The sequence below is a fragment of the Pseudomonas sp. ATCC 13867 genome (assembly GCF_000349845.1).
Taxonomy (GTDB): Bacteria; Pseudomonadota; Gammaproteobacteria; order Pseudomonadales; family Pseudomonadaceae; genus Pseudomonas.
This window is the reverse complement of sequence record NC_020829.1, coordinates 3,973,376-3,998,159: the sequence shown is the minus strand read 5'-3', so window position 1 is coordinate 3,998,159 and position 24,784 is coordinate 3,973,376. Positions and strand designations below refer to the sequence as shown.

At 65.5% G+C, this 24,784-nt stretch carries 23 protein-coding genes, 1 tRNA gene and 1 pseudogene; 10 read left to right on the top strand and 15 right to left on the bottom strand.

Going from position 1 to position 24,784, the window contains the following annotated elements:
- Positions 1 to 7 precede the first annotated feature (7 nt).
- Positions 8 to 481, bottom strand: a complete 474-nt coding sequence (locus H681_RS17795; RefSeq protein WP_015478266.1) for a peroxiredoxin — start codon at positions 479 to 481, stop codon at positions 8 to 10.
- Between the two features lie 12 nt (positions 482 to 493).
- Positions 494 to 1,051 (bottom strand): glycine cleavage system protein R, encoded by a 558-nt coding sequence (locus H681_RS17790; RefSeq protein ID WP_015478265.1) that lies wholly within the window; start codon positions 1,049 to 1,051, stop codon positions 494 to 496.
- A 171-nt stretch (positions 1,052 to 1,222) separates the two neighbouring features.
- Between H681_RS17790 and dapA the strand changes: the two genes are divergently transcribed.
- The 5 genes from dapA to H681_RS17765 all read left to right on the top strand — a co-directional run bounded on the left by dapA (position 1,223) and on the right by H681_RS17765 (position 4,927).
- Positions 1,223 to 2,101: a 4-hydroxy-tetrahydrodipicolinate synthase gene (dapA, locus tag H681_RS17785; protein WP_015478264.1), complete on the top strand. Its 879-nt coding sequence runs from the start codon at positions 1,223 to 1,225 to the stop codon at positions 2,099 to 2,101.
- A gap of 13 nt (positions 2,102 to 2,114) precedes the next feature.
- Positions 2,115 to 3,305 (top strand): outer membrane protein assembly factor BamC, encoded by a 1,191-nt coding sequence (bamC, locus tag H681_RS17780; protein WP_015478263.1) that lies wholly within the window; start codon positions 2,115 to 2,117, stop codon positions 3,303 to 3,305.
- Positions 3,244 to 4,002, top strand: coding sequence for an MBL fold metallo-hydrolase (locus H681_RS17775; protein ID WP_015478262.1), 759 nt, complete (start codon positions 3,244 to 3,246; stop codon positions 4,000 to 4,002). The genes bamC and H681_RS17775 overlap by 62 nt, the downstream gene beginning before the upstream one ends.
- A 29-nt stretch (positions 4,003 to 4,031) precedes the next feature.
- Positions 4,032 to 4,742 (top strand): phosphoribosylaminoimidazolesuccinocarboxamide synthase, encoded by a 711-nt coding sequence (purC, locus tag H681_RS17770; RefSeq protein ID WP_015478261.1) that lies wholly within the window; start codon positions 4,032 to 4,034, stop codon positions 4,740 to 4,742.
- A gap of 95 nt (positions 4,743 to 4,837) precedes the next feature.
- Positions 4,838 to 4,927 (top strand) — tRNA-Ser (locus H681_RS17765).
- Positions 4,928 to 5,181: 254 nt separating this feature from the next.
- On the opposite strand, the pseudogene H681_RS26935 reads toward H681_RS17765, so the two are convergent.
- The 7 genes and pseudogenes from H681_RS26935 to H681_RS17730 all read right to left on the bottom strand — a co-directional run bounded on the left by H681_RS26935 (position 5,182) and on the right by H681_RS17730 (position 12,615).
- Positions 5,182 to 5,608 (bottom strand): annotated as a pseudogene (locus H681_RS26935) (phage integrase).
- A 409-nt stretch (positions 5,609 to 6,017) separates the two neighbouring features.
- On the bottom strand, positions 6,018 to 6,872 hold the full coding sequence (locus tag H681_RS17755) for a hypothetical protein (protein WP_015478260.1): 855 nt from the start codon (positions 6,870 to 6,872) through the stop codon (positions 6,018 to 6,020).
- A gap of 88 nt (positions 6,873 to 6,960) precedes the next feature.
- Complete coding sequence (locus tag H681_RS17750) at positions 6,961 to 8,466, bottom strand: CoA-acylating methylmalonate-semialdehyde dehydrogenase (protein ID WP_015478259.1); 1,506 nt, start codon at positions 8,464 to 8,466, stop codon at positions 6,961 to 6,963.
- A gap of 81 nt (positions 8,467 to 8,547) precedes the next feature.
- The gene (locus H681_RS17745; protein WP_015478258.1) at positions 8,548 to 9,786 is read right to left on the bottom strand and encodes an MFS transporter; all 1,239 of its coding nucleotides are present in this window, start codon (positions 9,784 to 9,786) and stop codon (positions 8,548 to 8,550) included.
- Positions 9,787 to 9,916: 130 nt separating this feature from the next.
- Positions 9,917 to 10,528, bottom strand: a complete 612-nt coding sequence (locus tag H681_RS17740; protein ID WP_015478257.1) for a malonic semialdehyde reductase — start codon at positions 10,526 to 10,528, stop codon at positions 9,917 to 9,919.
- Positions 10,529 to 10,546: 18 nt separating this feature from the next.
- Positions 10,547 to 11,548 carry a 2,4,5-trihydroxytoluene oxygenase gene (locus tag H681_RS17735; RefSeq protein WP_015478256.1) on the bottom strand — a complete coding sequence of 334 codons (1,002 nt, stop codon included), beginning with the start codon at positions 11,546 to 11,548 and terminating at the stop codon, positions 10,547 to 10,549.
- 200 nt (positions 11,549 to 11,748) lie between these two features.
- Positions 11,749 to 12,615 (bottom strand): fumarylacetoacetate hydrolase family protein, encoded by an 867-nt coding sequence (locus H681_RS17730; protein WP_015478255.1) that lies wholly within the window; start codon positions 12,613 to 12,615, stop codon positions 11,749 to 11,751.
- A 235-nt stretch (positions 12,616 to 12,850) separates the two neighbouring features.
- On the opposite strand from H681_RS17730, the gene H681_RS17725 reads away from it, so the two are divergent.
- Both H681_RS17725 and H681_RS17720 read left to right on the top strand, forming a co-directional pair.
- The gene (locus H681_RS17725) at positions 12,851 to 13,468 is read left to right on the top strand and encodes a TetR/AcrR family transcriptional regulator (protein ID WP_015478254.1); all 618 of its coding nucleotides are present in this window, start codon (positions 12,851 to 12,853) and stop codon (positions 13,466 to 13,468) included.
- Positions 13,469 to 13,703: 235 nt separating this feature from the next.
- Positions 13,704 to 14,603 carry a SphA family protein gene (locus H681_RS17720; protein WP_236620486.1) on the top strand — a complete coding sequence of 300 codons (900 nt, stop codon included), beginning with the start codon at positions 13,704 to 13,706 and terminating at the stop codon, positions 14,601 to 14,603.
- A 330-nt stretch (positions 14,604 to 14,933) separates the two neighbouring features.
- Here the strand turns inward: H681_RS17720 and H681_RS17715 are convergent, their stop codons facing one another.
- Both H681_RS17715 and H681_RS17710 read right to left on the bottom strand, forming a co-directional pair.
- Complete coding sequence (locus H681_RS17715; RefSeq protein ID WP_015478251.1) at positions 14,934 to 15,278, bottom strand: carboxymuconolactone decarboxylase family protein; 345 nt, start codon at positions 15,276 to 15,278, stop codon at positions 14,934 to 14,936.
- Between the two features lie 157 nt (positions 15,279 to 15,435).
- Positions 15,436 to 15,918 (bottom strand): GreA/GreB family elongation factor, encoded by a 483-nt coding sequence (locus H681_RS17710; protein ID WP_015478250.1) that lies wholly within the window; start codon positions 15,916 to 15,918, stop codon positions 15,436 to 15,438.
- A 134-nt stretch (positions 15,919 to 16,052) separates the two neighbouring features.
- Between H681_RS17710 and H681_RS17705 the strand changes: the two genes are divergently transcribed.
- The 3 genes from H681_RS17705 to rmuC all read left to right on the top strand — a co-directional run bounded on the left by H681_RS17705 (position 16,053) and on the right by rmuC (position 19,433).
- Entirely contained in the window at positions 16,053 to 16,421 is a 369-nt protein-coding gene (locus H681_RS17705; protein ID WP_015478249.1) for an antitoxin Xre/MbcA/ParS toxin-binding domain-containing protein, read from the top strand.
- A complete protein-coding gene (locus H681_RS17700; protein ID WP_015478248.1) occupies positions 16,422 to 17,192 on the top strand; it encodes an RES family NAD+ phosphorylase in 771 nt (256 codons plus the stop codon).
- 876 nt (positions 17,193 to 18,068) lie between these two features.
- A complete protein-coding gene (gene rmuC, locus H681_RS17695; RefSeq protein WP_162140839.1) occupies positions 18,069 to 19,433 on the top strand; it encodes a DNA recombination protein RmuC in 1,365 nt (454 codons plus the stop codon).
- 198 nt (positions 19,434 to 19,631) lie between these two features.
- Here the strand turns inward: rmuC and H681_RS17690 are convergent, their stop codons facing one another.
- The 4 genes from H681_RS17690 to H681_RS17675 all read right to left on the bottom strand — a co-directional run bounded on the left by H681_RS17690 (position 19,632) and on the right by H681_RS17675 (position 24,618).
- On the bottom strand, positions 19,632 to 20,978 hold the full coding sequence (locus tag H681_RS17690; RefSeq protein WP_015478246.1) for an NAD(P)/FAD-dependent oxidoreductase: 1,347 nt from the start codon (positions 20,976 to 20,978) through the stop codon (positions 19,632 to 19,634).
- 88 nt (positions 20,979 to 21,066) lie between these two features.
- Entirely contained in the window at positions 21,067 to 21,957 is an 891-nt protein-coding gene (locus H681_RS17685) for a metal-dependent hydrolase (protein WP_015478245.1), read from the bottom strand.
- A 7-nt stretch (positions 21,958 to 21,964) separates the two neighbouring features.
- Positions 21,965 to 23,737: an SDR family oxidoreductase gene (locus tag H681_RS17680; protein ID WP_015478244.1), complete on the bottom strand. Its 1,773-nt coding sequence runs from the start codon at positions 23,735 to 23,737 to the stop codon at positions 21,965 to 21,967.
- Complete coding sequence (locus H681_RS17675) at positions 23,734 to 24,618, bottom strand: M24 family metallopeptidase (protein WP_015478243.1); 885 nt, start codon at positions 24,616 to 24,618, stop codon at positions 23,734 to 23,736. The genes H681_RS17680 and H681_RS17675 overlap by 4 nt, the downstream gene beginning before the upstream one ends.
- Between the last annotated feature and the right edge of the window lie 166 nt (positions 24,619 to 24,784).

Here is a 24,784-nt window from a genome sequence, read left to right as displayed (position 1 = left end):
CGGTAACTCAGCCCTTGTTCAGCGCCTGGGCGGCGGCGAGCACGGCATCGACGTGGCCCGGCACCTTCACGCCGCGCCATTCCTGGCGCAGCACGCCCTTGGCGTCGATCAGGAAGGTGCTGCGGTCTACCCCCATGTATTCCTTGCCGTAGAGCTTCTTCAGCTTGATCACGTCGAACAGCTGACAGACGGCTTCATCCTTGTCGCTGATCAGCTCGAAGGGGAAGCACTGCTTGGCCTTGAAGTTCTCATGGGACTTGATGCCATCGCGGGACACCCCGAAAACGACGGTGTTGGCCGTGGCGAAGTCCTCGATCTTGTCGCGGAAGCCCTGGCCTTCGGTGGTGCAGCCGGGTGTGCTGTCCTTGGGATAGAAGTACAGCACGACCTGCTTGCCCTTGAGTTCCGACAGACGGAAGGCGACACCGCTGGTGGCCGGGGCCTGGAAGTCGGCGACGGCTTTGTTCAGTTCAACGGCCATGAGGCTCTCTCCTTAGGGATGCTGCGGGCGCCAGGGCTCGATCAGCGCGTCCAGGTTCAGGGCGTCGGCGAAGTCCAGGAACTGGTCGCGCAGCCAACTGATCTGGGTGCCGGCCGGCAGGGTCACGGTGATGGTGGCGTTGAGCATGCTGGTGTTGGTGTGCGGCGCCTGGTAGGTGTCGCAGGTGAGGTTCTCCAGCTCGATGTGGTGATCGATGAAGAACTGGCACAGCTCGTTGAGGATGTCCGGACGATAGACCGCGCTGACGTAGGCCACGTAAGGCAGCGCCTGGGCGCGGGTGACGTGGGCGTTGCTGCGGGTGACGCTGAGGGTGAAGCCGTGGCGTTTGGCCAGGGGCGGCAGGCCGCCCTCCAGGCGAGCCAGGGCATCCCAGCTGCCGGAGACCTGCAGGATCAGCGCGCTGAACTCGCCGTGGCGGGTCAGGCGGCTGCTGACCACCGAGCAACGGTTGTCGACGCAGGTGCGGCACAGCACGCTGGTCAACTCCATCGGGTTCGGACCAAGAGCACTGATCAGAAGGAATTGTTCACGAGGGTGGGAGGTGGACATGCAGCTTTCCTGGGAGTGGCGGCCAAGCGGGCCGCATCGACAAAGGGGGAAGGGTAGCGAAAAGCGCCGATGAGGGGAATGTCTGTGCGTTCGCGGACGCTGCTGTCACCTTGTGCGTGGCCGGTGGCGACAGTACCATTACGGCTTTCTTTTTCCGGCAGGAGCGGTTGCATGATTGCGGGCAGTATGGTGGCGCTGGTCACCCCCTTCGATGCTCAGGGTCGACTGGACTGGGACAGCCTCGCGAAGCTGGTGGACTTCCACCTGCAGGAAGGCACCAACGCCATCGTCGCGGTCGGCACCACGGGTGAATCGGCCACTCTGGACGTGAGCGAACACCTGGAAGTGATCCGTCGCGTGGTCGACCAGGTCAACGGCCGCATCCCGGTCATCGCCGGCACCGGTGCCAACTCCACCCGCGAGGCCGTCGAGCTGACCGAAGCCGCCAAGACCGGCGGTGCCGACGCTTGCCTGCTGGTGACCCCGTACTACAACAAGCCGACCCAGGAAGGCCTGTACCAGCACTTCCGCCACATCGCCGAAGCCGTGACCATCCCGCAGATTCTCTACAACGTGCCCGGCCGTACCTCCTGCGACATGCTGCCGGAGACCGTCGAGCGCCTGTCCAAGGTGGCGAACATCATCGGCATCAAGGAAGCCACCGGCGACCTGCAGCGCGGCAAGGAAGTGCTGGACCGCGTCGGCAAGGACTTCCTGGTCTATTCCGGCGACGACGCCACCGCTGTCGAGCTGATGCTGATGGGCGGCAAGGGCAACATTTCTGTGACCGCCAACGTCGCCCCGCGCGCCATGAGCAACCTGTGCGCCGCCGCCATGCGTGGCGATGCCGGCGAAGCCCGCGCCATCAACGACCGCCTGATGCCGCTGCACAAGGCCCTGTTCATCGAATCCAACCCGATTCCGGTGAAGTTCGCCCTGCACGAAATGGGGTTGATCCCCGAAGGTATCCGCCTGCCCCTGACCTGGCTCAGCCCGCGTTGCCACGAACCGCTGCGTCAGGCCATGCGCCAGACCGGCGTGCTGGCTTAAGGAGCTCTCTCGCATGAAGCGACTGGCAGGACTGACTGCGCTCGCCCTGGTCATCGGCAACACCTCCGGCTGCGGCTGGCTGTGGGGGCCGGATGGCTATTTCCGTGACCGTGGCGACGACTACCTCAATGCCCGCGAAACGGCGCCGATGAAGGTGCCCGAAGGCCTGCAGAGCAAGCCGCTCGACCCACTGCTGCCGGTGCCCCTGAACGTCGCCGACACCCATGCGAAAGAGGGCGAGTTCGAAGTGCCGCGCCCGCAGCCGCTGGCCAGTTCCGGCGAAGTCAGCGACTTCAGCCTGCAGAAGAGCGGCGATTCGCGCTGGCTGATCGCCCAGCGTCCGCCGGCCGAAGTGTGGCCGGTGGCCCATCAGTTCTTCCAGGACAACGGCTTCTCCATTGCCGACGAACGCCCGCAGACCGGGGAGTTCAGCACCAACTGGCAGCCGCTCTCGCAGCTCTCCGCGCCCCTGGCGCGCCGCCTGAGTAGCCGCGTCTCCGGCGTCGAGCCCGACAGCGAAGCGCGCGTGCGCGTGCGCATCGAGCCGGGCGTGGAAACCAACACCAGCGAAGTCTACGTGCTGAGCGAAACCCGCCCTGCCGGCAGCACTGCCAGCGCCGACTGGCCGTCCAAGCCGGTCGTGCCGAGCCTCGACGCCGCGCTGCTCGATGAAATGCTGGCCAACATGGCCACCAGCGCCGAGAAGGGCGGCTCCGTCTCCCTGCTCGCCGCGCACTCGGCCTACGACACGCCCGGCACCGCCGAGCTGAGCAAGGACGGTAGCGGCAACCCGGTGCTCACCGTGGATTCCGACTTCGATCGCACCTGGGTCAGCGTTGGCCGCGCACTGGATCGCGCCGACATCCGCGTCGACGACCTCAACCGCAGCCTGGGCGTGTACTACGTCAACATCGCAGAAGGCGCGAAGAAGAAGGACGAAGACAAGCCAGGCTTCTTCAGCCGCCTGTTCGGCGGTGGCGAGAAGACCAAGGAAGAGGAAGACGCCAAGGCGCAGCGCTACCAGGTTCGCCTGACCAGCGTGAACAACACGGTGCAGATCACCGTCGACAAAGACATCAACACCTCCGCGCCGGCCGATGTCGCGCAGGGCGTGCTGGAAAAACTCCAGGAGAGTATGCGCAGTGCACTTCGCGGTCCTGGGGAGCGGAAGCCGGGGCAATTCGGCCTTGGTGAGCAGTTCTGACACCCGGATACTGATCGATTGCGGCTTCCCGCTGCGTGAAACCATCCGCCGTCTGGCGCGCCTGGGCGTAGAGCCCGGGCAACTGGACGCGGTACTGGTCACGCACGAGCACTCCGATCACATCAACGGCGTCGAACTGCTGGCCCGGCACCATCGAATACCCGTGTACCTCAGCGCCGGTACCCTGCAGGGAATGCGCAAGCCGGTGACACCGGCGGGGCTGCTCAGATGCGGCGACCGCCTGGTACTGAAAGACCTGGAAGTCACTGCGGTGAGCGTCTCCCACGATGCGCGGGAGCCCCTGCAGTACGTGTTTTCCGATGGCCGGAAGCGCTTTGGCCAGCTCACCGATCTGGGAGCCGCCACGGCGCAGGTGCTGGAATGCTATCGTGGCCTCGATGCCTTGGTTATCGAGGCAAACCACGATACCGACATGCTGGCCCGCGGTCCGTATCCCTACCCACTCAAGGTCCGTGTAGGCGGCCAGTGGGGACATTTGAACAACCGGCAGGCCGCCGAACTGGTGGCCCAACTGGGCTGGGAAAGCCTGCAGCACCTGGTGCTGGCGCATCTCAGCGAAAAGAACAACTCGCCGCAGCTGGCCCGGCAAAGCTTCGTCGACACCCTAGGGTGCGACCCGGACTGGCTGCAGGTAGCCGATCAGCATTCTGGACTCGACTGGCGCACCATCGCCTGAGCCCACCCCTTAAGCAAGCGGAGCCCATCATGGAAAAACGCGAAGAACTCTATCGCGGCAAGGCCAAGTCGGTTTACACCACCGATGACGCCGACCGCCTCGTCCTGCTGTTCCGCAACGACACCTCGGCGTTCGACGGCAAGCGCATCGAACAGCTTGATCGCAAAGGCATGGTGAACAACAAGTTCAACGCCTTCATCATGCAGAAGCTCGAAGCCGCCGGCATCCCGACCCAGTTCGACGCCCTGCTGTCGGACAACGAAGTGCTGGTCAAGAAGCTCGCCATGATTCCGGTCGAGTGCGTCGTGCGCAACTACGCCGCCGGCAGCCTGGTGCGCCGCCTGGGCGTGGAGGAGGGCCTGCAGCTCACTCCGCCGACCTTCGAACTGTTCCTGAAGAACGACGCCCTGGGCGACCCGTTCATCAACGAATCCCACGTCCAGGCCTTCGGCTGGGCGACCCTGGAGCAACTGGCCGAAATGAAGGCCTACTCCTTCAAGGTCAACGAAGTGCTGAACAAGCTGTTCGACGACGCCGGTCTGCTGCTGGTGGACTTCAAGCTCGAGTTCGGCCTGTTCCACGGCAAGATCGTCCTGGGCGACGAGTTCAGCCCGGACGGTTGCCGCCTGTGGGACAAGGAAACCCGCAAGAAGATGGACAAGGACCGCTTCCGCCAGGGGCTGGGCGATGTCATCGAGGCCTACGAAGAAGTGGCCCGCCGCCTCGGCGTCCCGCTCTGATCCGCCGAGCGCACGCAAGCGCCTGATACCACGCAAAAAAATCCGAAAACAAAGCTTCGCGTTCGGACTTCAAGCTGGTATCATGCGCGCCGCACGGAGAGATGCCGGAGTGGTCGAACGGGACGGATTCGAAATCCGTTGAGTCAGCAATGGCTCCTAGGGTTCAAATCCCTATCTCTCCGCCATTATTGAAATGGCTGAAGCCCCTGAAATTCCTAGAGTTTCAGGGGCTTTGTCTTTTCTGCGTCCGGGCCAGTGTCGAAAGGATCAGGCACGCTATCGGCAGCCCAGCCTCAGTGGAATACACTCGCTCGAACCAACCAGGGATGGTGGTCATGGGATTCGCAAAGGTATTCCTTTCTTTCGGCGCCTTAGTCTTCTGCGTGCTACTCATCAGCGCCGCTGGTGCGGCCATTCACAAGCACATCACTAAGTCCATCTACGACTCTTCGCCCGAAGTCAGGACGGCAGTCTCGCGCGTGTCCACTTTGTTGAAGAGCAGCGATCCTGCCGAACAGAAGCAGGCCATCAGCAAGTTCACCCGTTGCAGTGGATTCGTGTAGCCGATCTCGCCCAACTGGTGCAGCTCGTTGTACACCGCTCGCAGATACCCCAGGCGGTTGTTCAACGTCTTGCCATGCGCCCCTGTAGCCAGTTCGATACTCCGTGTACTGGTTGCCCGTTAGCTGCGCCGCCACCGGTTCGCCCATATCCTCGGCCAACTGCAGCAAAAGCCGCTTGCGATTCTCGCCGTCGCTCAACGCGTGGCCATGCGGAACGCTCCAGCGCTCGATCAACTCGGACAATCGCCGCCGATCCTTGGGCTGTGGATTCCATTCCGGATTCTGTACCAGGCGCTGACGCATCAGGGCCTCGAAGCGTTGCGCTTCGGCCTTGGTTTTGAATCGCTTACGAAAGCGTTTGCCGTATCGATTAGACTCGCGCTCCGATAGATTCTGGCGAGCAGAACTGCGCCTTCGTAGTCAGCAACGAGTTGCTTGCCGAGTGACTTGGCGCGCTCCTCGCCATCGGTTCGCCGATCCATCCTGTGCCGACGAAAGTACGGACCTTCATCGATTATCTTGGCGCGCTGTTCGCTCCCCCCTCTGCCCTGGGACGAGGTTCTGGATGACGCTCAAGAAGCGGTGCTGCATCGGTTCCGCCAGCTCCAGTTGCCCAATAGCGACTGACCGCTTCAGGTTGGCCAAGGAGTGCCGGAGCGCCGGAGTGTCATGGCAGGCCCTCCGGCATCCGGACAGGGGAAGTTCGTCGCCCTTAGAAATGCCACTCCATGTGCAGCGTCGGGGCGCGGGTGTTGACGCCTGGCTTATGTACCGCACCGTACTTGTGGTGCCACCACTCGTAGCCCGGGCCGACCCACAGCTTGTTCTTTTCGCCGAAGGCCAGCTTGCCGACATCGACCATCAGCGCGCCGCGCACCAGGCTTTCCTCGCCGGTATCCTGGCGGAAGTAGTCCTCGCCCTTCTCGGTCTTGTAGCTGGCGAAGCCGTGGAACTTCAGCGGCACCTCGCCGGCCTGGAAGGGGTAGCCCCAGGCCAGGTGGATCACGTAGTACGGGTCGAACTCGATGTTCTCGGTCTGGCAGGCGGGCAGGCCGCAGTGGTTCCACTCCATGGCGTAGAACAGGCTGAGGTCGAGGTAGCCGGGCACGTCGAACTTCAGTGTCGGGCCGACCAGCAGCATGCGCTTGCGGGTGGAAAAGTCGGTGTTCTTGTAGTTCAGTTCGGCGCCGCCGCCGATGGCGATGTCCTTGATCGGGCCATAGCGGAACGAGCGGTCGAACAGGTGGCTCAGGTAGAACTGGTGGCGATAGACCATGTACGCCTCGATGGCGCCGTGGTCGCTGTCCTTCTCTGGGTCGTTGCCGTCGGACTTGAGGATGTCCAGGTTGAACAAGCCCATGCCGCGCTCGTTACCCCGGCTGTGGCCGAGCTGGTAGATCTCCTTCTGGATCTTCTTGTCCACTGGCGGCTCGGTGAAGTGCTCGCCATAGCGGAAGCCGACGAAGGTATCGCTCCAGTCGGCGGCCTCGGTTGCCTGTACGGCGAGGGCCAGGGTGCACGCGGTCAGTACCTTGCAAAAGCATTCTTGTAATTGTTTTACGTTCATTGAGGTCCAGTTCCGAATCGGTTGCCGCCCGCGCGGGATCGCCGTGCGGGCTGCGAGGGGAAAGGCGGGCGGGTAGCCCGCCGCGGGTTCACTTCATGGTCGGCATGACGAAGTCGGCGCCGTTGCGGATGCCGCTCATCCAGCGCGAGGTGACGGTCTTCAGCCGGGTGTAGAAGCGCACGCCTTCCGGGCCGTGCATGTGGTGGTCGCCGAACAGCGAGTTCTTCCAGCCGCCGAAGCTGTGGAAGGCCATGGGCACCGGGATCGGCACGTTGATGCCGACCATGCCGACCTGGATCTCGTGGGCGAACATGCGCGCCGAGTCGCCGTCGCGGGTGAAGATGGCGGTGCCGTTGGCGTACTGGTGGGCGTTGATCAGCGCCACCGCCTCCTGGTAGCTCTGCACCCGCACCACGCCGAGCACCGGGCCGAAGATTTCCTCCTGGTAGATGCGCATCTGCGGGGTGACGTGGTCGAACAGGCTGCCGCCGAGGTAGAAGCCGTCCTCGTAGCCCGGCTGCTGCATGCGGAACTCGCGACCGTCGACCACCAGCGCGGCGCCTTCCTCGACGCCGCTGTCGACGTAGCCGCGCACGCGGTCGCGGTGCTCGCGGGTGATCAGCGGCCCCATTTCCGCCTGCGGGTCGGTGCCCGGGCCGATCTTCAGCGCCTGCACGCGCGGCGCCAGGCGTTCGACCAGCGCGTCGGCGGTGGCATCGCCCACCGCCACGGCGATGGAGATCGCCATGCAGCGTTCGCCGGCGGCGCCGTAGGCCGCGCCCATCAGCGCGTCGGCGGCCTTGTCGAGATCGGCGTCGGGCATCACCACCATGTGGTTCTTCGCCCCACCGAGGGCCTGCACGCGCTTGCCGTTGGCCGCGCCGGTGGCGTAGATGTGCCGGGCGATGGGGGTGGAGCCGACGAAGCTGACGGCCTGGATGTCCGGGTGGGCGAGGATCGCGTCCACCGCCTCCTTGTCGCCGTTGACCACGTTGAACACGCCGGCGGGCAGGCCGGCCTCGGCCAGCAGCTCGGCGAGGAACAGCGCCGCCGATGGATCGCGCTCGGACGGCTTGAGGACGAAGGTGTTGCCGCAGGCCAGGGCCACCGGGAACATCCACAGCGCGACCATGGCCGGGAAGTTGAACGGGGTGATTCCGGCGACCACGCCGAGGGCCTGGCGCATGGCGTGCGAATCGATGGCGCTACCGATGTTTTCGCTGACCTCGCCCTTGAGCAGGTGCGGGCCGCCACAGGCGAACTCCACCACCTCGATGCCGCGCACCACCTCGCCCATGGCGTCGGAGTGCACCTTGCCGTGCTCGGCGGTGATGATCGCCGCGAGCTTCCCGGCGTTCTGTTCCAGCAATTCCCTGAAGCGGCCGAGCACCCGCGCGCGGCGCAGCGGGGTGGTCGCCGACCAGGCCGGGAAGGCGGCCTTCGCGGCGGCTACTGCCTCGTTCAGTTCCGCGGCGCTGGCCAGCGGCACCTGGACGCTGATCTGGCCGGTGGCCGGGTTGCGCACGTCGGCGACGCGGCCGCTGCGGCCCTCGCTGCGACGGCCGTCGATGTAGTGCTGCAGGATGGTGGTCATGGTTTTTCTCCGCATGAGCAGTCCCGTTCCGGCACGTTGCGCACGTGCCGGTCTGGCGGGCTGCAGGTCAGTGATGGATGGTCAGGAGGCGGCGGTTCCAGCCGGCTTCAAGGCTGTCGCCGGGGCGGCGAGTGGCACTTCGGCCTGGGGCATGAAGAACATGATCAGCGTGCCCAGGGCGAAGAACCCGGCGCACACCAGCAGCCCGAGCCCCAGGCTGTGGCTGGTGGCGATGCCGCTCAGCAGCAGCGGGGCGAAGGCGGCCAGGCCGCGGCCGAAGTTGAAGCAGAAGCCGGCGCCGATGGTGCGCACCCGCACCGGGTAGAGGGCGCTGAAGTAGGAGGCGAACAGGCTGGCGAAGGCATAGAAGAAGGCGTAGACCGGGCCCAGCCAGAACAGCACCTGGTTGTCCGTGGTCAGCGCATAGACCGCCAGCATCACCGCGCTGCCGAGCAGCGACAGCAGGGTGGCGTTGCGCTTGCCGATGCGATCGGCGAACAGGCCGAAGGCGTTGATGCCGATGAAGGCGCCGATGTTCAGGATGGTCATGAAGTGCGCCATCATGCCGAGTTCCAGCCCGCGCTCCTGCACCAGGTAGGTCGGCAGCCAGGTGCTGGCGCCCCAGAAGCCGATCACCGAGCAGCTCGCCGCGGCGGTGCCGAGCAGGGTCAGGCGCAGCAGGTCGGGGGCGAAGATCTCCCGGACCGAAGCCTTGACCGGGGCCTCCGCGCTGCTTGCGACGCTGTCCTTCTGCGCCTTCCATTCCGGCGATTCGGGGACGAACAGCCAGAGGTAGAGCACCGGGATCAGGGTCGAGATACCCGCGGCGAGGAACAGCATCTGCCAGTCCGGCAGGAAGGCCTTGCCGGCCATCGCGGCGATGGCGGCGCCCACCGGGAAGGAGCTGAGCACGAAGCCGGTGGCGCGGGCACGCTGATGTTGCGGCCAGGTCTCGGCGATGTAGGCCGAGACGATGCCCCACACCCCGCCCAGGCCGAGGCCGGAGAGGAAGCGCAGCAACAGCAGCAGGTACCAGTTGCCGGTGCTGGCGACCAGCATGGTCAGCGCGCCGAAGCTGATCAGCGACGCCAGCAGCGCCTTGCGCCGGCCGAAGTTGTCGGAGTACCAGCCGGTGGTAATGCTGCTGAAGCCGATGCCGAGCAGCGTCGCCGAGGCGAGCATGCCGGCTTCGCCGATGCTCAGGCCGAGGTCCTGGCGGATCACCGGCAGGGCGATGGTCAGCAGAATGATTTCCATGGCGTCGAACAGATAGGCGAGGAAGCCGCCGACGAGCACGTGCCATTTCGAGATGTTGTGCATGGTCGCGTCTCCGTCAGTCGTTCAGCCGGTGGGTGGATCGGTGGATCGGGTGGGTGTGCCGCATGGGTTTCTCCTTGTTCTTGTTATGTACGGCGCCGGGCGCGGCTGGCGCCCGGCAGATCGGGGATCGCTAGAGCAGGGCGCAGCTCTCCTCGAAGGCCAGGCGCGGGCTGCGCGGGAAGAGTTTTTCCGGGTCGCCGTAGCCGAGGTTGCAGAGGAAGTTGGTTTTCACCCGCTGACCGGGGAAGCTGCCGTCGGCGCCGAAGAATTCGCGGTCGACCCGTTCGTGGTCGAAGCCCGACATCGGCCCGCAGTCCAGGCCCAGGGCGCGCGCGGCAAGGATGAAGTAGCCGCCCTGCAGCGAGCCGTTGCGCAGCGCGGCGGTCTCGATCATTTGCGGCTGCGCGGCGTACCAGTCGCGCATCCCGGAGTTGTGCGGGAACAGGCGCGGCAGTTGCTCGTGGAAGTCGGTGTCGTAGCCGATGATGGCGGTCACCGGCGCACCCAGGGTCTTCTCCACATTGCCCTGGGCGAGCGACGGCAGCAGGCGCGCCTTGGCCTCGGCGCTGCGCAGGAAGACGATGCGCGCCGGGCAGCCGTTGGTGCTGGTCGGACCCCAGCGCACCAGATCATGGATGGCGCGCAGGGTGTCGTCGCTCACCTCCCTGTCGAGCCAGCCGTTCTGGCTGCGGGCGTTACGAAAAAGGAGGTCGAGTCCCTGTTCGGAAAGTACTTCTCTCATGGCTCTGGGTTCCTGTGGTCATCGGTGGTTGTGGCGCTGGCGCTCGGCGAGCGAACGTGGGGCGACGCTTTCGTCTTCGTCGCTGCCGCCTAGGAAGAACTCCACCGACATCGGCGGACCCCACTGGTAGAGGCTGGAGTCGCAGGCCTGGGTGCAGTTCATCGGCGATTCGTGGTTGAACAGGTCACCATCGGTGAAGTGCTCGATGAGGTTGCCGGAGGGGTCGCGCCAGTAGTCGAAGATCTGGCTGCCGAGTACATGGCGGCCGACGCCCCAGAACGGCGTCCAGCCCTGTTCGTTCATCCATTCGTGGCCGAGGCACTGGGCGTCGAAGTCCTGCACCTCGAAGGAGGCGTGGTGGACCACGTCCTTGCCGGCCTGGAACAGCGCGATGGTGTGGTGGTCGGTCCAGTCGTCGCCGCGATTCAGGCGCAGGAAGGCGGCGGCCGGGCAGTCGCGCTGCTCGCCCTCGACGATCAGGTCGGACGGCAGCATGCCGAGTACGTTGCGATACCAATCGATCATCGCCGTCATGTCGGCGACGCCGATGGCGACGTGGCCGAGACGCATGGCCTGCGCCGGTCCCTTGCCGGGCCGCTGCACGTCGCCGAAGCGGCGTTTCTCCACTGCGGAGTTGAGCACCAGCGCCGAGCGGTGGGGCAGCGGATCGACCGGCTGGATGCCGTGAACCAGCTCTATGCGTCGGCCAGACGGGTCATGCAGGACCACGCAGTGACCACCGCCGGGATGCTCCAGCGGCTGGATCGGCGAGGCGCCGGGCAGGCGCTCGGCGGCCTGCAGGTCGTCGAGGGTTTCCACGGCGAAGGCGATGGCGCCGAAGGCCGGGGTGTCGGCGCGCTCGGCGATGTACACGTAGGGCAGCGTCCCGGTGCCGCGCAGGTACAGGCGCTGTTCGGTGCGGTGGGCCACGACCAGGCCGAAGTCGAGCAGGAAGCGTTCGAGGCGGTCGAGGTCGGAATGCCGGTAGACCACGTGGTTGATGTCTTTGATGTGCAGCATGGCTGCGTCTCCTTGGCCGTGGCCGGCGACAGGTTCGGGGCGTTCGGCGGCGGGATGGCCTTTTTCCGGGCGGCCGCGTCCGCGGACTGCCGGGCAGTCCGTGGCGAGGGCAGCCGGGAACACCGGCGCGGCGCTAGGCCGGCCGGGCGAATCCCGCCTGATTCAGGGCGAACGGGTTATGGGCGAACTGTGGCGCGGCCTCAGGCCGGCGGAGTCTCGGCGGCGATCGGGTTGCTCAGGAGGCCGATGCCTTCGATCTCGACGGTGCAGATGTCGCCGGGCTGCATGAACAGCATGGGGCGGCGGGCCCAGCCGATGCCGGCCGGGGTGCCGGTGACGATCACGTCGCCCGGTTCGAGGGTGACCGCTTCGCTGAGCACGGCGATCAGTTCGGCGACATCGAAGACCATGTCGGCGGTGTTGCCCTGCTGCTCGACCTTGCCGTTGAGCCGGGTGGTCAGGCTGAGGCCGCGGGCGCCGGGCGGCAGCTCGTCGGCGCTGACGAAGGTGGGGCCGAAGGCGCCGGTGGCGTCGAAGTTCTTGCCGATGGTCCATTGCGGCGACTTGAACTGGTAATCGCGCACCGAGGCTTCGTTGAAGATGGAATAGCCGGCGACGTATTCCAGCGCACGTTCACGCGGGATGTGGCGGCCGCGGCTGCCGATGATCACCGCCAGCTCGCCTTCGTAATCCAGCTGCTCGGACGCCTGCGGGCGGACGATGGCGTCGCCGTGGCCGATCAGGGTGGTGGCGAAGCGCGGGAAGAAGGTGGGGTAGGAGGGCTGCTCGTAGGGGCTCTCCTTCGTATGGTCGGCGTAGTTCAGACCGACACAGACGATCTTGCCGGGGCGCTCGATGGGCGGCAGGTAGCGGATGCTGGAGGCATCCAGGAGGGGGGCTTCGCTGAGCTTGCGGTGCGCCAGTTGTAGCGCTGCATGACCGGCATCCAGCAGTTGCAGCAGCGAACCCGGATAGCCCGGCTGGTTTTCGGTGAGGCCGCGCAGGCCCGCTTCGGTTTCCACGGCAAGGCCCTTGGCGGAGCCTTCGACAAAGTGCACGAAACGCATGATCTGTACCTCGCTGTTATTCTTTTTCAAGGCTTCAGTAAACGGTAACGTACCGTACCGTTTTATCGAGATTCCCATGCGCAATGTTCCCTGTCAACTCGGAGCCAAGAAGTTTTACGAATATGCCGCCGGGCTTCGATTCGATTTCATTTCATGCCTGGAGCCCCCGGCAGACCGCGGGTAGGCTATGCACGGTTGTTTAGACAGATTCGCTGGACGTGGGAGGGAAGGTTCGTTGAACGAGCGGGTGGAAAGTCAGAGGCAGGTCGAGAAGCGCGAGGGTATCCTCGCGGCGGCGACGGAAATGTTCCTGGAGGAGGGCTACGCCGGGGTCAGCGTGGACGCGATCATCGCGCGCATCGGCGGCTCCAAGCGCACCCTGTACGCCTATTTCGGTGACAAGGATGGGCTGTTCGCGGCGATCATCGCGCGTCTGTGCGAGGAGATCGTCAATCCGCTCAGGAGCATGGATCTCGCGCACAAGCCCTTGCCGGATGCCTTGCGGGAAATCGCGGGAACATTCTTCGACGTAGTCCTTTCACCCCGAACCATTGCCATCCACCGACTGATCGTGGCAGAGGCGCCGCGCGCACCGGAGGCGGCCCGGTCATTTTTTGAGGCTGCGCCGGGCGCGGCCTATGGCTGCCTGACCGAGTACTTCCGGTGGGCCGATGCTGCCGGGTTAGTGAGCCCTGGGGACGCCCAGACGCGAGCAGTCCTGTTTCTCGATGCGTTAACCGGCGATTTCCAGTTGCGTTGCTTGCTTGGCTTGATGGAAACGCCTTCGCGCACTGAGCGCCAGCATCGGCTGGACGAGGCTATCGCTATTTTCCTGAGCGGTTTGGCGCGGTGAACTGGCGGTCAAGCGCATTGCAAATGCGTTCGGTCAGGCAGCCGACCAGCCAATGTACCGATGGCAACCGCTCCGCGAGAGCCATGTCGTCATATCGTTCATGAAATGGAACGGTGTGGGTGATCGGTGAGTCTAGCGTCACTGCCCTTGCAATCTTATCGTTTCCGTCATCTGCAACCTGACGCGCAATGGCTGAGTGATGATTCGGATAAGACCCTGCAGTGGTTCTGCCGCCGTGCTTTCGCTGACGAGTGTACTGAGCTGCGCCGATGCGGCCGCTGATGACGTCAGCCTCCCGCCCTTACCCTTGGGCAACACCAGCTTCATGGATGGCATCGTGTTGCCGGGAATGTTGTTCGAGCTGCCGGTCCAGCATTACCGTTCCAACGATGCCGCCAACGCCCAGGGCCATGCCGTCCCAGGGCGCCAGCGAGTGCGTAGTACGGCTGTACTACCGCATCTTGCATACATCAGCACCCGGAAGTTCCTGGGGGCGTATTACGGGGCCGAGATTCTATTGCCACTGGTGCACCTTGATCTCGAAATCGATGGTGGACCGGACGGTGACCGAACCCGTCAAGGCGATCTGGTCGTCAGTCCGATGCTCCTGCAATGGGAACCCGTGTCTCTGTTCGGTCGGCCATACTGGCAGCGCCTGAACCTGGTGATTACCGCGCCTACAGGGGACTATGACCGCGATGCGAGCATCAATGTGGGGAGCAATCTCTGGATCGTCAGCCCGCATTATGCATTTACCTGGGAGCTCACCGACCGGCTCGAGGTCAGCGGTCGTTTGCACTACGCCTGGTCGAGCCGTAACGACGATCCGGCGTCCCGGCTTCAGGCGGGCGATATCCAGCCGGGGACCGCGATCCACAGCAATTTCTCGGTTTCGTATGCGCTTTCCGATGCATGGCGAGTCGGGTTGGCGGGTTACCAACTGAGGCAAACCAGCGCCGACCGGATCGATGGGCAACGCCAGTCCGACTCGAAGGAACGCGTGCTGGGGCTGGGTCCCGGTGTGATGTACCGCCAGGGCAAGCAGAGCTTCTTCGCCAATTACTACATCGAGCAAGGGGCAAGAAATCGCTCTGAAGGCAGCCAACTGACTTTGCGCTATCTCCTTCCTTTCTGATCGGGGCCCGGACATGCCTGTGGTAGCCGGAGAGAAGGCTCGTGATTCTCGCCTATGGCGAGATGCGGCGTTTCAGGAAGCCGGACGCGAGGAAATGTCGGCGGTATGTCCGTGGTGCTGTGCTCGCGGAGCATCCGCTGCATCAATGGCAAGCGGAAGTAGGGTACAGAGGCCATCACGTCGTGCTCGAGTCTCGTCAGTGTATCGACGCTGTCCCGGAGAGCGACGTATGAGCCGTCAGGCCTTGGGACGGGTGTTCCACCGATATCCCATCGCTGTCGATCAGGAAAGTGGTGTCCGCGACGCGGTGAAGGCGTCGCGGGCACGGGCCTATTTCTGCGCGGAGGAATCGAAGGCCTCCATTGCGCGCAGGGAGTAGACGTAGGCAGCGCCGGCGTTCAGGGCGATGGCGGTGGCCAGGGTCTGGGCGACTTCGGCTTCGGTGGCGCCGGCCTTGCGGGCGGCTTCGGTATGAACGCCGATGCAGCCGTCGCAGCGGGTGGTGATGGCCACGGCAATCGCGATTAGCTCGCGGGTCTTGGCGTCCAGGGCGTCGCCATCGGCGGCAGCGGCGTCGAGGGCCTGGTAGGCGGCGATCATTTTCGGATGTTTCTTGCCCAGGGCGCCGAAGGCTTTTTTCACGGCGGGCACGTATTCGGACCAGTTGAACAGCATGATGCTTCTCCTTGAGGCCAGGGGGCTTGAGGCTAGGGCGTGGGTGTGGCCTAGAAGCATAGTCTGGCTCGGGACAGCGGGCATGACGGGTTCGCCCCGCTGTTTTTTTGCGCGAGTTGCACCAATGGCTGCGGGCGTGCTCGATCGGCGCCGAGGCTCAGTAGGCGTCGAGGATTTCGTAGCACTGGCGGGCGTTGCCCTGGCCGATTTCCAGCTCGTCACCGGGCAGGCGGTGGAGCAGGGCGTTGCCCAGTGGTGCGCGGCTGGTGATGACGAGGATTTCGGTGCCTTCGTGTCGTACTTTCAGGCCGGCGGCATCGGGGCCGAGGAAGACCCAGCGCCGCTGGCCGCTGTCGTTGACCAGTTCCACCAGGGCGCTGGTCTGGATGCCCGACTCTTCGTCGAAATCGCGCAGTTGCAGGTTCTCGAACAGGGACAGCGCCTGGCGGATTTCCTCGACGCGGCGCGACTGGCCGGCAGCGAGATAGGCCGCTTCGAGCCCGAGCGTGTCGTACTTGTTTTCGGCGATGTTCTCTTCGTGGGTGGCCGTTTCATGGGCCGTCCTGGCGGCGCGTACGGCGATTTCCAGGTCTTGCGCGAGCCTGGCGAGAATGTGCTGGTAGACCTGCTGCTTGTTCATCACGGGGCGTCGTCGGTCGGGCTGTGCATTGTGCGGGCTTTGCCGCCACGAAGCGACAGGCGCGATGAGGGATGTTCGTGTCTTATCGGCATTCAGTGGTATATTTGCTGAAAATGCACGATGAGGAGGTCGCCATGAGTGCCCTGTTACGCGAAAGCCCCGCAGCCGATGCCGTACTGGCCAAGGCGGTACTCACGGCTCGCGAACATCTGGCGATGACCCAGCAGGAACTGGCGGCGATCGTAGGGGTGGACCGTAGCGCCGTCAGCCGCTGGAAGCAAGGCGGTCTGCGGGTGGACAGCAAGACCGGCGAACTGGCCCTGTTGCTGGTGCGGGTCTATCGCGCGCTGTTTGCCCTGTTCGGCGGCAATCTGGAGGACATGCGCCACTTCCTGCGTACCGAGAACCGTCACTTGAGCGGCGTGCCGCTGCAGTTGATGGAGCAAGTGCAGGGGCTGGTGGCGGTGGTCGAATATCTGGATGCCATCCGGGGCAAGGTCTGAATGTCCTTCGAAACGGGCGCCCGGATCTGGGCACGGCATGCACCGGAGTCGGTCGTCGGTCCGATTCGTGGGCGCCTGGTGCGCCTGGTGGAGAGCCAGGGCCAGGTAGCCACGCTGCAACTGGTGGACACCCTGGCGGAGCAGGCGCTGCTGGAGGAGTTGCTGGAAACCAGCAAACCGCGCATGCCGCCGCCTGCCGAGCACCTGCATTATCTATTGAAGACTCCGTTCCGCTATCCCCCGCTGCGCTGGGGTTCGCGCTTTGGTCGGCGGAATGAGCCGAGTCTCTTCTATGCGGCACTGAAACTGGAAACGGCGATGGCCGAGTCGGCCTTCTACCGTTTCGTGCTCTGGGAGGGGATGAGTTCGCCGCCGCCCAGTGGCCGGATTCTTTCCGAGCACGCCTCGTTCGAGGCGCGTTTCCAGGTGCAGCGCGGCGTGCGCCTGCAGTTGCCGCCGTTCCGCGAGTACGAGCCGGCGCTGCGCGATCCGTTGGACTACCGGGTTGCCCAGGGCCTGGGTAGCGCGATGCGCGAGGCCGGGGTGGAGGCGTTCGAATATCGCTCGGCACGCTGTCCGCACGGCGGGGTCAACGTCGCATTGTTCGCCCCATCGGCATTCACCGAGAAGCGTCCGCGCAACCTGATGCCCTGGCTGTGCGAGACCACGGGGGAGTATGTCGCCTTCAAGCACGCCCAGGTGCCGGACACGCCGCGATTGTTCCCGCGCACGCAGTTCCTGGTGGACGGGTGCCTCCCGTATCCCGCCTGACCGTCCGTCGTGCCGTGGCATGGTATCGCAGGCATCGGTGTAAGGTGCGGGATGGTCACGCAGGGAGTGCCACACCTTGGATATACGGATAGCGGTCCACCCCAACGACAGTCGGCGCTGGCGGGTCTACCTGAATCAATTCTTCTTCGACTGTGGCAGCCGTGGCGCGGCTGAGCGTATCTTTGCGCGGGTCTGCGCTGCCGAGCGGCAGGCCACGCCGCTGCCCAATCCGCCCAAGGTCAGCCGTTCCGAACGGCGTCTGCCCCGGCGAATGGAGTGGGCATGAGACGGCTGACTCCCCCGCCCTCGAGCCCGCATCGGATGCCACGGGTATCGGCGCGTGCTTCGCCTGGCTGATCCGGCTCCTGCTCGTTTTCCGCTTCACACCGTCCTTTCCGCTGCCCTGAAACGGGGCGGTCGGCTGCTGTCTGGCGCGCACTTGTGCACAATGCCGATGCGTACTGTCAAGCCCCTGCAATATTGCATTTAGCCACCTGCTTGTTTCTCTTGCGTTTTTTAACTTATTGAAAGATAAGGAAAATTTTCATTGGTGAAAAAATCGCCAATCTGTCACGCGCCCCCGATTCACTGGGGGTAGGGCGCTTTTTCATCACGTTTTCCACCAACTTATCCACAGCTTCTGTGGATTGTCCCGAGCGCTTGCTCAGGAGCCCTGTTCCAGGGCCTTTACAGGTGGCAACGCGTCTCGAGGTGGTCGGCTGTTAGTATTGCGCGATCCTTTGCCACACCCCGGAGTACCGCATGCCTCTCGACCTGTCCGCCCTGTTGCTCGGCGCGCTTGCCGGTCTGTTGCCGATGGCCGCGCTGGCCTGGCGACTGCAATCGCAGCGTGTCGCCACGGAGCAGGAAGTGGCCCTGCTGCGCGAGCGCCTGGCCAATGCGCAACTCGCGCAGGATGGGTTGTCCGCCCAGGCCGAGGCGGATCGCGAGGCGTTCCAGCGCCTGAGCGGCCGGCACGGCGAGTTGTCGGCTGAAGTTGCCGCGCTGCGCCGCGAGGTGGAGCTGGGCAAGCAGGAACGTGAGCGCCTGGGCGCGGCGGAGCAGGATTGGCAGGCCGAACGCGCGGACAAGGAGGCCGAGCTGCGGCGCCTGTCCGCCGAACATGCAGCCTTGTCCGCCGAACTGCGTGAGCAGCAGGATAACCACCAGCAGCGCCTGGGCGATTTGCAGGCGGCGCGGGACGAGTTGCGCGCGCAGTTCGCCGAGCTGGCCGGGAAGATCTTCGACGAGCGCGAGCAGCGCTTCGCCGAGTCCAGCCAGCAGCGTCTCGGTCAACTGCTCGACCCACTCAAGGAACGCATCCAGTCCTTCGAGAAACGCGTGGAGGAGAGTTACCAGGCCGAGGCCCGCGAGCGCTTCTCGCTGACCAAGGAACTGGAGCGCCTGCAGCAGCTGAACCTGCGCCTGGGCGAGGAAGCCACCAACCTGACCCGTGCGTTGAAGGGCCAGAAGACCCAGGGCAACTGGGGCGAACTGGTGCTGGAGCGGGTGCTGGAGCATGCCGGGCTGGAGAAGGGGCGCGAGTACGAAACCCAGGTCAGCCTGCGTGCGCCGGATGGCGAGCGCTTCCAGCCCGACGTGCTGATCCGCCTGCCTGGCGACAAGCAGGTGGTGGTGGACGCCAAGGTCAGCCTGACCGCCTACCAGCAGTTCATCGCCGCCGAGGACGAGGTGATCCGCCAGCAGGCGCTCAAGGCACACGTGCTGTCCCTGCGCAACCATGTGAAGGGACTTTCCGGGAAGGATTACCGGCGCCTGGAGGGGCTGCACAGCCTCGACTTCGTGCTGCTGTTCATGCCGGTGGAAGCGGCCTTCTCGGCGGCGTTGCAGGCGGAGCCGAACCTGTTCCAGGAGGCCTTCGAGCGCAATATCGTGATCGTCAGCCCGACCACCCTGCTGGCGACCCTGCGGGTGATCGACAGCCTGTGGCGCCAGGAACGACAGAACCAGAACGCCCGCGAGATCGCCGAGCGCGCCGGGGCGCTGTACGACAAATTCGTGCTCTTCGTGCAGGACCTGGACGAGATGGGTACCCGTCTGCAGCAGTTGGACAAGACCTATGCCGCGGCGCGCAACAAGCTCTGCGAGGGGCGCGGCAACCTGATCAGCCGTGCCGAACAGGTGAAGCTGCTGGGCGCGCGAGCCAGCAAGAACCTGCCGACGGACTGGCTGGAGCGGGCGTTGAGCGATGATTCGCCTTTGGGGGAGGAAGGGGAATAACGCTGCCCCTCAATGTGCGCCGATCCTGCTTTTGTAGGAGCGAGCTTGCTCGCGAATTCTCCCGGCACAGAAGTCAGTCCACCTGTAGAAGCGGACCATGTCCGCGAATCGCGCGCATGGCGCGCTCCTACAGGTGAGTTCCGGATCGGTTGCGGTTCGCGAGCAAGCTCGCTCCTACGAAGGGCGCGACGTGCTCCGTCAGAACAGCGAGTAGGGCTTGCCCGCCGTGCCGTCGGCGAAGCGCCGCAGCCTGAAGGCATGCAGATCCATCCCCGGTTCGCCCCTGAGTATCCACTGGCTCATCAACTGGCCGATGATCGGCCCCATCGCGAATCCGTGCCCGCAGAACCCGGTCGCCACCAGCAGGCCAGGCACTTCCGCTGGCGCATCGAGCACCGGGATGCCATCCGGCAGCACGTCGATCAGGCCGGCCCAGCTCTCCACCACCTTCACATCGCGCAGGGCCGGGAAGGCTTTGGCAAGGTTGCTCTGTGCCGCAAACACCCGGGACGTATTCACCTTCACCTGAGGGTCGCGCTCACCCAGTACCGGGCCGTTCACGCTGCGCTCCGAACCCGGCAGGCGCTGGCGCAGGTCGTGCAGTAGCGCGCCGTTGAGCTTGAACGAGAAGCTCGCGCGGTTGGCCGGCAGGTGCGGCAGGTAATGCCGCGCGCCGCGCAGGTAGTCGAAATTGAGGTCGATATCGGCCTGGGTTTCGTCGGCGAGGTTGAGGCTGCCGTCGGCACGCTGGCGGAAGCCGATGCCGTGGCCGATGAAGCTCTGCGCGCCGACATCGGGGCCAGGGCTGGTGCGCGAGACGGTGCAGCGTACCGCCTGTTGCGGTAGTTCCAGGCCGAGGCTTTGCACCAGGCGCCAACTGCTGGCGCCGGCGCAGACCAGCAATTGTCGGGTCTTCACATAGCCACGTTCGGTCTGCACGCCGCAGATGGCGCCGGCGGCCCGATCGATGCCGGTGACGCCGCAACCTTCGACGAACCGCGCGCCGCACTCGATGGCGCGCAGCGCATAGCCGGGGGCGACGCGGCGCGGTTCGGCCTGGCCGTCGTTGGCGGTGTACAGCGCCCCGAGTGCGGGATCGGCCAGGGAGGGCATCAATTGGGCGACTTCGCTGCGGCCGAGCAGGCGGGTGCCGAGGCCGAAGTTGGCGGCGACCTTCAGCCAATCCTCGTACTTGCGCTGCTGCTCCGGCGTTTCGGCGAGGTACAGGCAGCCGCCCTGGCGCCATTCCAGCGGCAGTTGCAGCTCATCTTCCAGGCGCTCCCAGAGCGGGATCGCCGCCATCATCAGCGGCACTTCCGCCGGGTCGCGCGCCTGCTGGCGGACGAAGCCCCAGGCGCGGGTGGATTGCTGGCTGGCGAGGCCGGCCTTGTCCAGCACCAGTACACTCATGCCCTGGCCGGCGAGGTACCAGGCGGTGGCACAGCCCATGATGCCGCTGCCGGCGATGACCACGTCCACCTGTTCCGGCAGGCGCTCCACGCGGGAGGAAAGGGCGGGGTGAAGCGGGTAGGTTCCCATCGGCATACGGCGGCATCCCTGTATCGAGCGACGGATGCCGCAGTATGCGTTTGGCGTGCCCGCGCAGCCACTGCGCGGGCACGCGGGCAGGGGCTTACGAGGCGCGCGCGGCGCGGCTGGCGGCCGGCGAGCGGGCCAGGTAGTCCAGTGCTTCCTGGGTGTTGGCCTCGTGATCCGGGTGGTACCAGGGCTTGAAGTAGCGCAGGAAGCTGGTGGCCACGGAGCTGATCTTCGGCAGCACGCCATTGCGCGAACCATCCCGCCAGATCGCGGCGAAGGAGCGCGGCCTGGCGATGCTCGGGTCCTGCCGCGACAGGGTGCGGGTGCCGAAGGCGAACAGGTAGATGATCAGCGGCAGCACCACGAACATCCACAGCTGGCGGCTGACGAAGCTGCCGCCCAGGTGTACGTGCAGGTCGTGGGCGACGTTGCGGTGCTCCACCTCTTCGGCGCCGTGCCAGCGGAACAGGTCCAGCAGCACCGGGTCGGCCTTGGCGCGGTCCAGCGCGTCGGCCTCCAGGATCCACTTGCCCAGCACGCAGGTGAAGTGCTCCACCGCCGCGACGATGGCGCAGCGCTGGCCGATCCACCAGCGCTTGAGCCAGGCGGTGCGGTTGAACAGGGTAAGGCCCAGCGGCGTATCGCTGAGCAACTGTTCGAACAGGTAGTCCATGACCTTCAGGTAGCGCGTCGAGTCGATGCCGTGGTGGTTCAGGTAGCGCTCCAGGGCGCCGGAGTGGGCGCGGGCGTGCATCGCTTCCTGGCGGATGAAACCCTGCACGTCGTCGCGCAGGTTGCCTTCCTTCACGAAGGGCAGCGCCTTGTTGTACAGCCGGCAGAACCACAGCTCGCCGGCCGGCAGCATCATGTGGATGACGTTGATCGTGTGGGATGCCTCGGCCTCGCCGGGAATCCAGTGCAGGGGCGAGTCGCTGTAGTCGAACTGCACCTTGCGTTGCACCAGCTGGTGATGATGGTCGTTCATGGGATTCTCAGGCGGTCAGGTTGAGACGGGCGAACAGGCGCGACAGCCAGGGCATGAAGCGCCATTGCAGGGCGCCCAGGTACACTTCGCTGCCGACCTTCACCAGTGGCTGGTTGCGTTCCACCGCGCGGGTGATGCGTTCGCCAACGGTGTCCGGGCTGAGCCGGCGTCGACGATAGAAGCGCTGCACCTTGGCGCGGTGCTTGGCTTGTTGTTCGTCATCCAGGCCGGCGAAGCGCGTGGCCTGGACGATGCCGGTATCGACGAAGCCCGGGCATGCCGCGCTGACGCCGATACCGTGCCCGGCCAGCTCGGCGCGCAGGCATTCGCTGAGCATCAGCACCGCCGCCTTGCTGGTGGCGTAGGCCGGGTAGTTGCGCGATGGCGCGAAAGCCACGCCGGAGGCGACGTTGACCAGATGCCCCGGTTTGCCGCTCTCGACCATCTGCTTGCCGAACAGCCGGCAGCCGTCGATCACGCTCCACAGGTTGATGCGCAGCAGGCGTTCCCATTCCTGCGAGGTGGTCTTGAGCATCGGCCCGGCCATGCCGATGCCGGCGTTGCTGACCACCACGTCGGGCACGCCGAGGCTGCTCTTCACCCACTGGGCGAAGCGCTCCATCGCCGCGCTGTCGCCCACGTCCACACAATAGCTGCAGGCGCTGGCGCCCACCGCGCGGGCCAGTTCGGCGCTGCGCTCGGCGGCGGCCGGGTCGATGTCCGCGGCCAGCACGCTGGCGCCGCGTTCGGCGAAGCTCAGCAGGGTCGAACGGCCGATGCCGCCGCCCGCGCCGGTGACCACCACCAGCTTGCCGGCGAAGGAGCCGGCGCCGGGTTTCAACGCGGCGCGTTGCAGTTCCAGCGTGGCTTCGCCGCCCTCGATGTGGCTGACGAACTCGTCGATCCAGTTACCCAACTGCGCCGGTTCGGCGAGCAGTTGCCAGTGCCCGGCGGTGACGTCGCGGCGCCACAGGCGCGGTGCCCACAGCGAGAGCTGCTGGAACAGCTGCTGGCCGACGTAGCGGTCGCGGGTCGGCACGATCAGTTGCACCGGCACCTCGGTATGGCGCTTGCGCGGCTTGAAGATCGAGGTGATGAAGTTGGCCCGGTAGAGCTTCACACCGTGCTCGCCGTCGCTGGCCTGGTGCGGGTTGCGTGCCGGGTTGCGGATGCCTTCGACCTTGCGCAGGTATTGCGGCCAGGCCTTGGCCGCGCCGAAGCGCCAGGACAGCGATGGCAGCAGCGGCAGGTGGAAGTAATAGATGTACCAGGAGTGCAGCAGCTGGCTGGCCATCTGCAGCAGCGCGCGCGGCGTCTTGCGGCGCAGGCGGTCGCGCATCCAGAAGCCGACGTGGTCCAGGCAGGGGCCGGAGACGCTGGTGTAGGAGGCGATACGCGCGCGCAGCTGCGGATCGGTGACGCTCTCCCAGGTCTGGATCGAGCCCCAGTCATGGGCCACCAGGTGCACCGCGCGCTGCGGGCTGACGGCATCGAGCACGGCCCTGAGGTCCTGGCTGAGCAGTTCCAGGCGGTAGTCGCGGGTCTTGCGCGGCTTGTCCGACTCGCCGGCGCCGCGCACGTCGTAGGCGACCAGTTGGAAGCGCCCGGACAGTCGACGGATCAGCGGCAGCCAGACTTCATGGTTGTCCGGATAGCCGTGGACGAACAGCACCATCGGCAGGTGCGGCTCGCCCCAGCGCCACACGGCCAGGCGCACGTTGCCCGATTGCACCTCCAGGCGCTCCGGCGTCGGCAGCGCCTTCTCCAGCATGGCGTTCATGCCACCTCCCGTCGTGCCGGTGCGCTGACCAGGCCACGCTCGACCCAGCGGCGCACGTGAGGCAGGTCGTCGTCCAGCCAGTAGGCGTCGTCCTCGGTGACCACCAGCAGCTCCTCGAACTTGGCACCCACGCCGCGCAGGCCCAGGTGCGGCTCGACGGCCCAGAGGCCGGGTGTCGGGGCGTGTTGCGAGCGGTCATTGCTCGACCACAGCGGCGACCAGCCTTCGCGGCGGCCGGTGATCAGGGCGTTCTTCATCAGCGTGGCGATGTTGCGCACGCCAAAGCGCGCGACCGAGGGACCGCTGTTGCGCGCACCGAGTTTTTCCACGCGATGGGCCAGCACTTCGAAGGGATAGGCTTTGTGCCGGGGCAGGGTGCCCTGGCGCTGGCAGAGGCGGTCCACCGACTGGCTGACCTCGGCCAGCGGCAGGCGCTGGCGGACCTGTTCGACGATCAGGTTGCGGTGCGCCAGCAAATCGTCCATCAGCCGCTCCACCAGCAGGTTGTGGCCCAGCGCGCCGGAATAGCCGACGTCGGCGGTATAGGCGCCCAGGGTTGGCGCGCAGTCGAGGATGAAAGGCATGCCTTCCTCCAGACGCTGCTTGCCGGGATAGAAGGCCAGGTTGAAGCCGCCCAGGTGGCGCAGGCCGTCGAAGCCCTTGAACGAGGTGCGCGGGCCGAACCAGGCGAAGGGCTGGTGGAACCAGTCGCGCACGCCGTGATCGACCAGCCAGGTCTTCATCAGGGCGGCGGTCTCGCGCTCGCTGATGCCCGGGCGCAGTTCGCCGGCAATGGTTTCGCAGCAGCGGTAGGCCAGTTGCTGAATCTCGCGGAAGTGCCGCAGGTCTTCGGGAGTGGGCACCCAGGCGCCTTGGGACATGACTTTCTCCAGGCTGGTTATTGTTATGGTGACATTGATCAATGTCACGATCGATGCTGACCCATCGGCGGGCGTTGCGCCATGCCGTGCGCGCCGGGCCTTGAGTGTTACCGGGGCGCAGAGCCGCTGGCGGCGCGGGTTGTGGAGCGGTGAGGGATTTGCGGCG

Coding starts and splice junctions, on each gene's coding strand:
- H681_RS17795 (WP_015478266.1), bottom strand. CDS start 481: ATGGCCGTTGAACTGAACAAAGCCGTCGCCGACTTCCAGGCCCCGGCC.
- H681_RS17790 (WP_015478265.1), bottom strand. CDS start 1,051: ATGTCCACCTCCCACCCTCGTGAACAATTCCTTCTGATCAGTGCTCTT.
- dapA (WP_015478264.1), top strand. CDS start 1,223: ATGATTGCGGGCAGTATGGTGGCGCTGGTCACCCCCTTCGATGCTCAG.
- bamC (WP_015478263.1), top strand. CDS start 2,115: ATGAAGCGACTGGCAGGACTGACTGCGCTCGCCCTGGTCATCGGCAAC.
- purC (WP_015478261.1), top strand. CDS start 4,032: ATGGAAAAACGCGAAGAACTCTATCGCGGCAAGGCCAAGTCGGTTTAC.
- H681_RS17755 (WP_015478260.1), bottom strand. CDS start 6,872: ATGAACGTAAAACAATTACAAGAATGCTTTTGCAAGGTACTGACCGCG.
- H681_RS17750 (WP_015478259.1), bottom strand. CDS start 8,466: ATGACCACCATCCTGCAGCACTACATCGACGGCCGTCGCAGCGAGGGC.
- H681_RS17745 (WP_015478258.1), bottom strand. CDS start 9,786: ATGCACAACATCTCGAAATGGCACGTGCTCGTCGGCGGCTTCCTCGCC.
- H681_RS17740 (WP_015478257.1), bottom strand. CDS start 10,528: ATGAGAGAAGTACTTTCCGAACAGGGACTCGACCTCCTTTTTCGTAAC.
- H681_RS17735 (WP_015478256.1), bottom strand. CDS start 11,548: ATGCTGCACATCAAAGACATCAACCACGTGGTCTACCGGCATTCCGAC.
- H681_RS17730 (WP_015478255.1), bottom strand. CDS start 12,615: ATGCGTTTCGTGCACTTTGTCGAAGGCTCCGCCAAGGGCCTTGCCGTG.
- H681_RS17715 (WP_015478251.1), bottom strand. CDS start 15,278: ATGCTGTTCAACTGGTCCGAATACGTGCCCGCCGTGAAAAAAGCCTTC.
- H681_RS17710 (WP_015478250.1), bottom strand. CDS start 15,918: ATGAACAAGCAGCAGGTCTACCAGCACATTCTCGCCAGGCTCGCGCAA.
- H681_RS17705 (WP_015478249.1), top strand. CDS start 16,053: ATGAGTGCCCTGTTACGCGAAAGCCCCGCAGCCGATGCCGTACTGGCC.
- H681_RS17700 (WP_015478248.1), top strand. CDS start 16,422: ATGTCCTTCGAAACGGGCGCCCGGATCTGGGCACGGCATGCACCGGAG.
- H681_RS17690 (WP_015478246.1), bottom strand. CDS start 20,978: ATGCCGATGGGAACCTACCCGCTTCACCCCGCCCTTTCCTCCCGCGTG.
- H681_RS17685 (WP_015478245.1), bottom strand. CDS start 21,957: ATGAACGACCATCATCACCAGCTGGTGCAACGCAAGGTGCAGTTCGAC.
- H681_RS17680 (WP_015478244.1), bottom strand. CDS start 23,737: ATGAACGCCATGCTGGAGAAGGCGCTGCCGACGCCGGAGCGCCTGGAG.
- H681_RS17675 (WP_015478243.1), bottom strand. CDS start 24,618: ATGTCCCAAGGCGCCTGGGTGCCCACTCCCGAAGACCTGCGGCACTTC.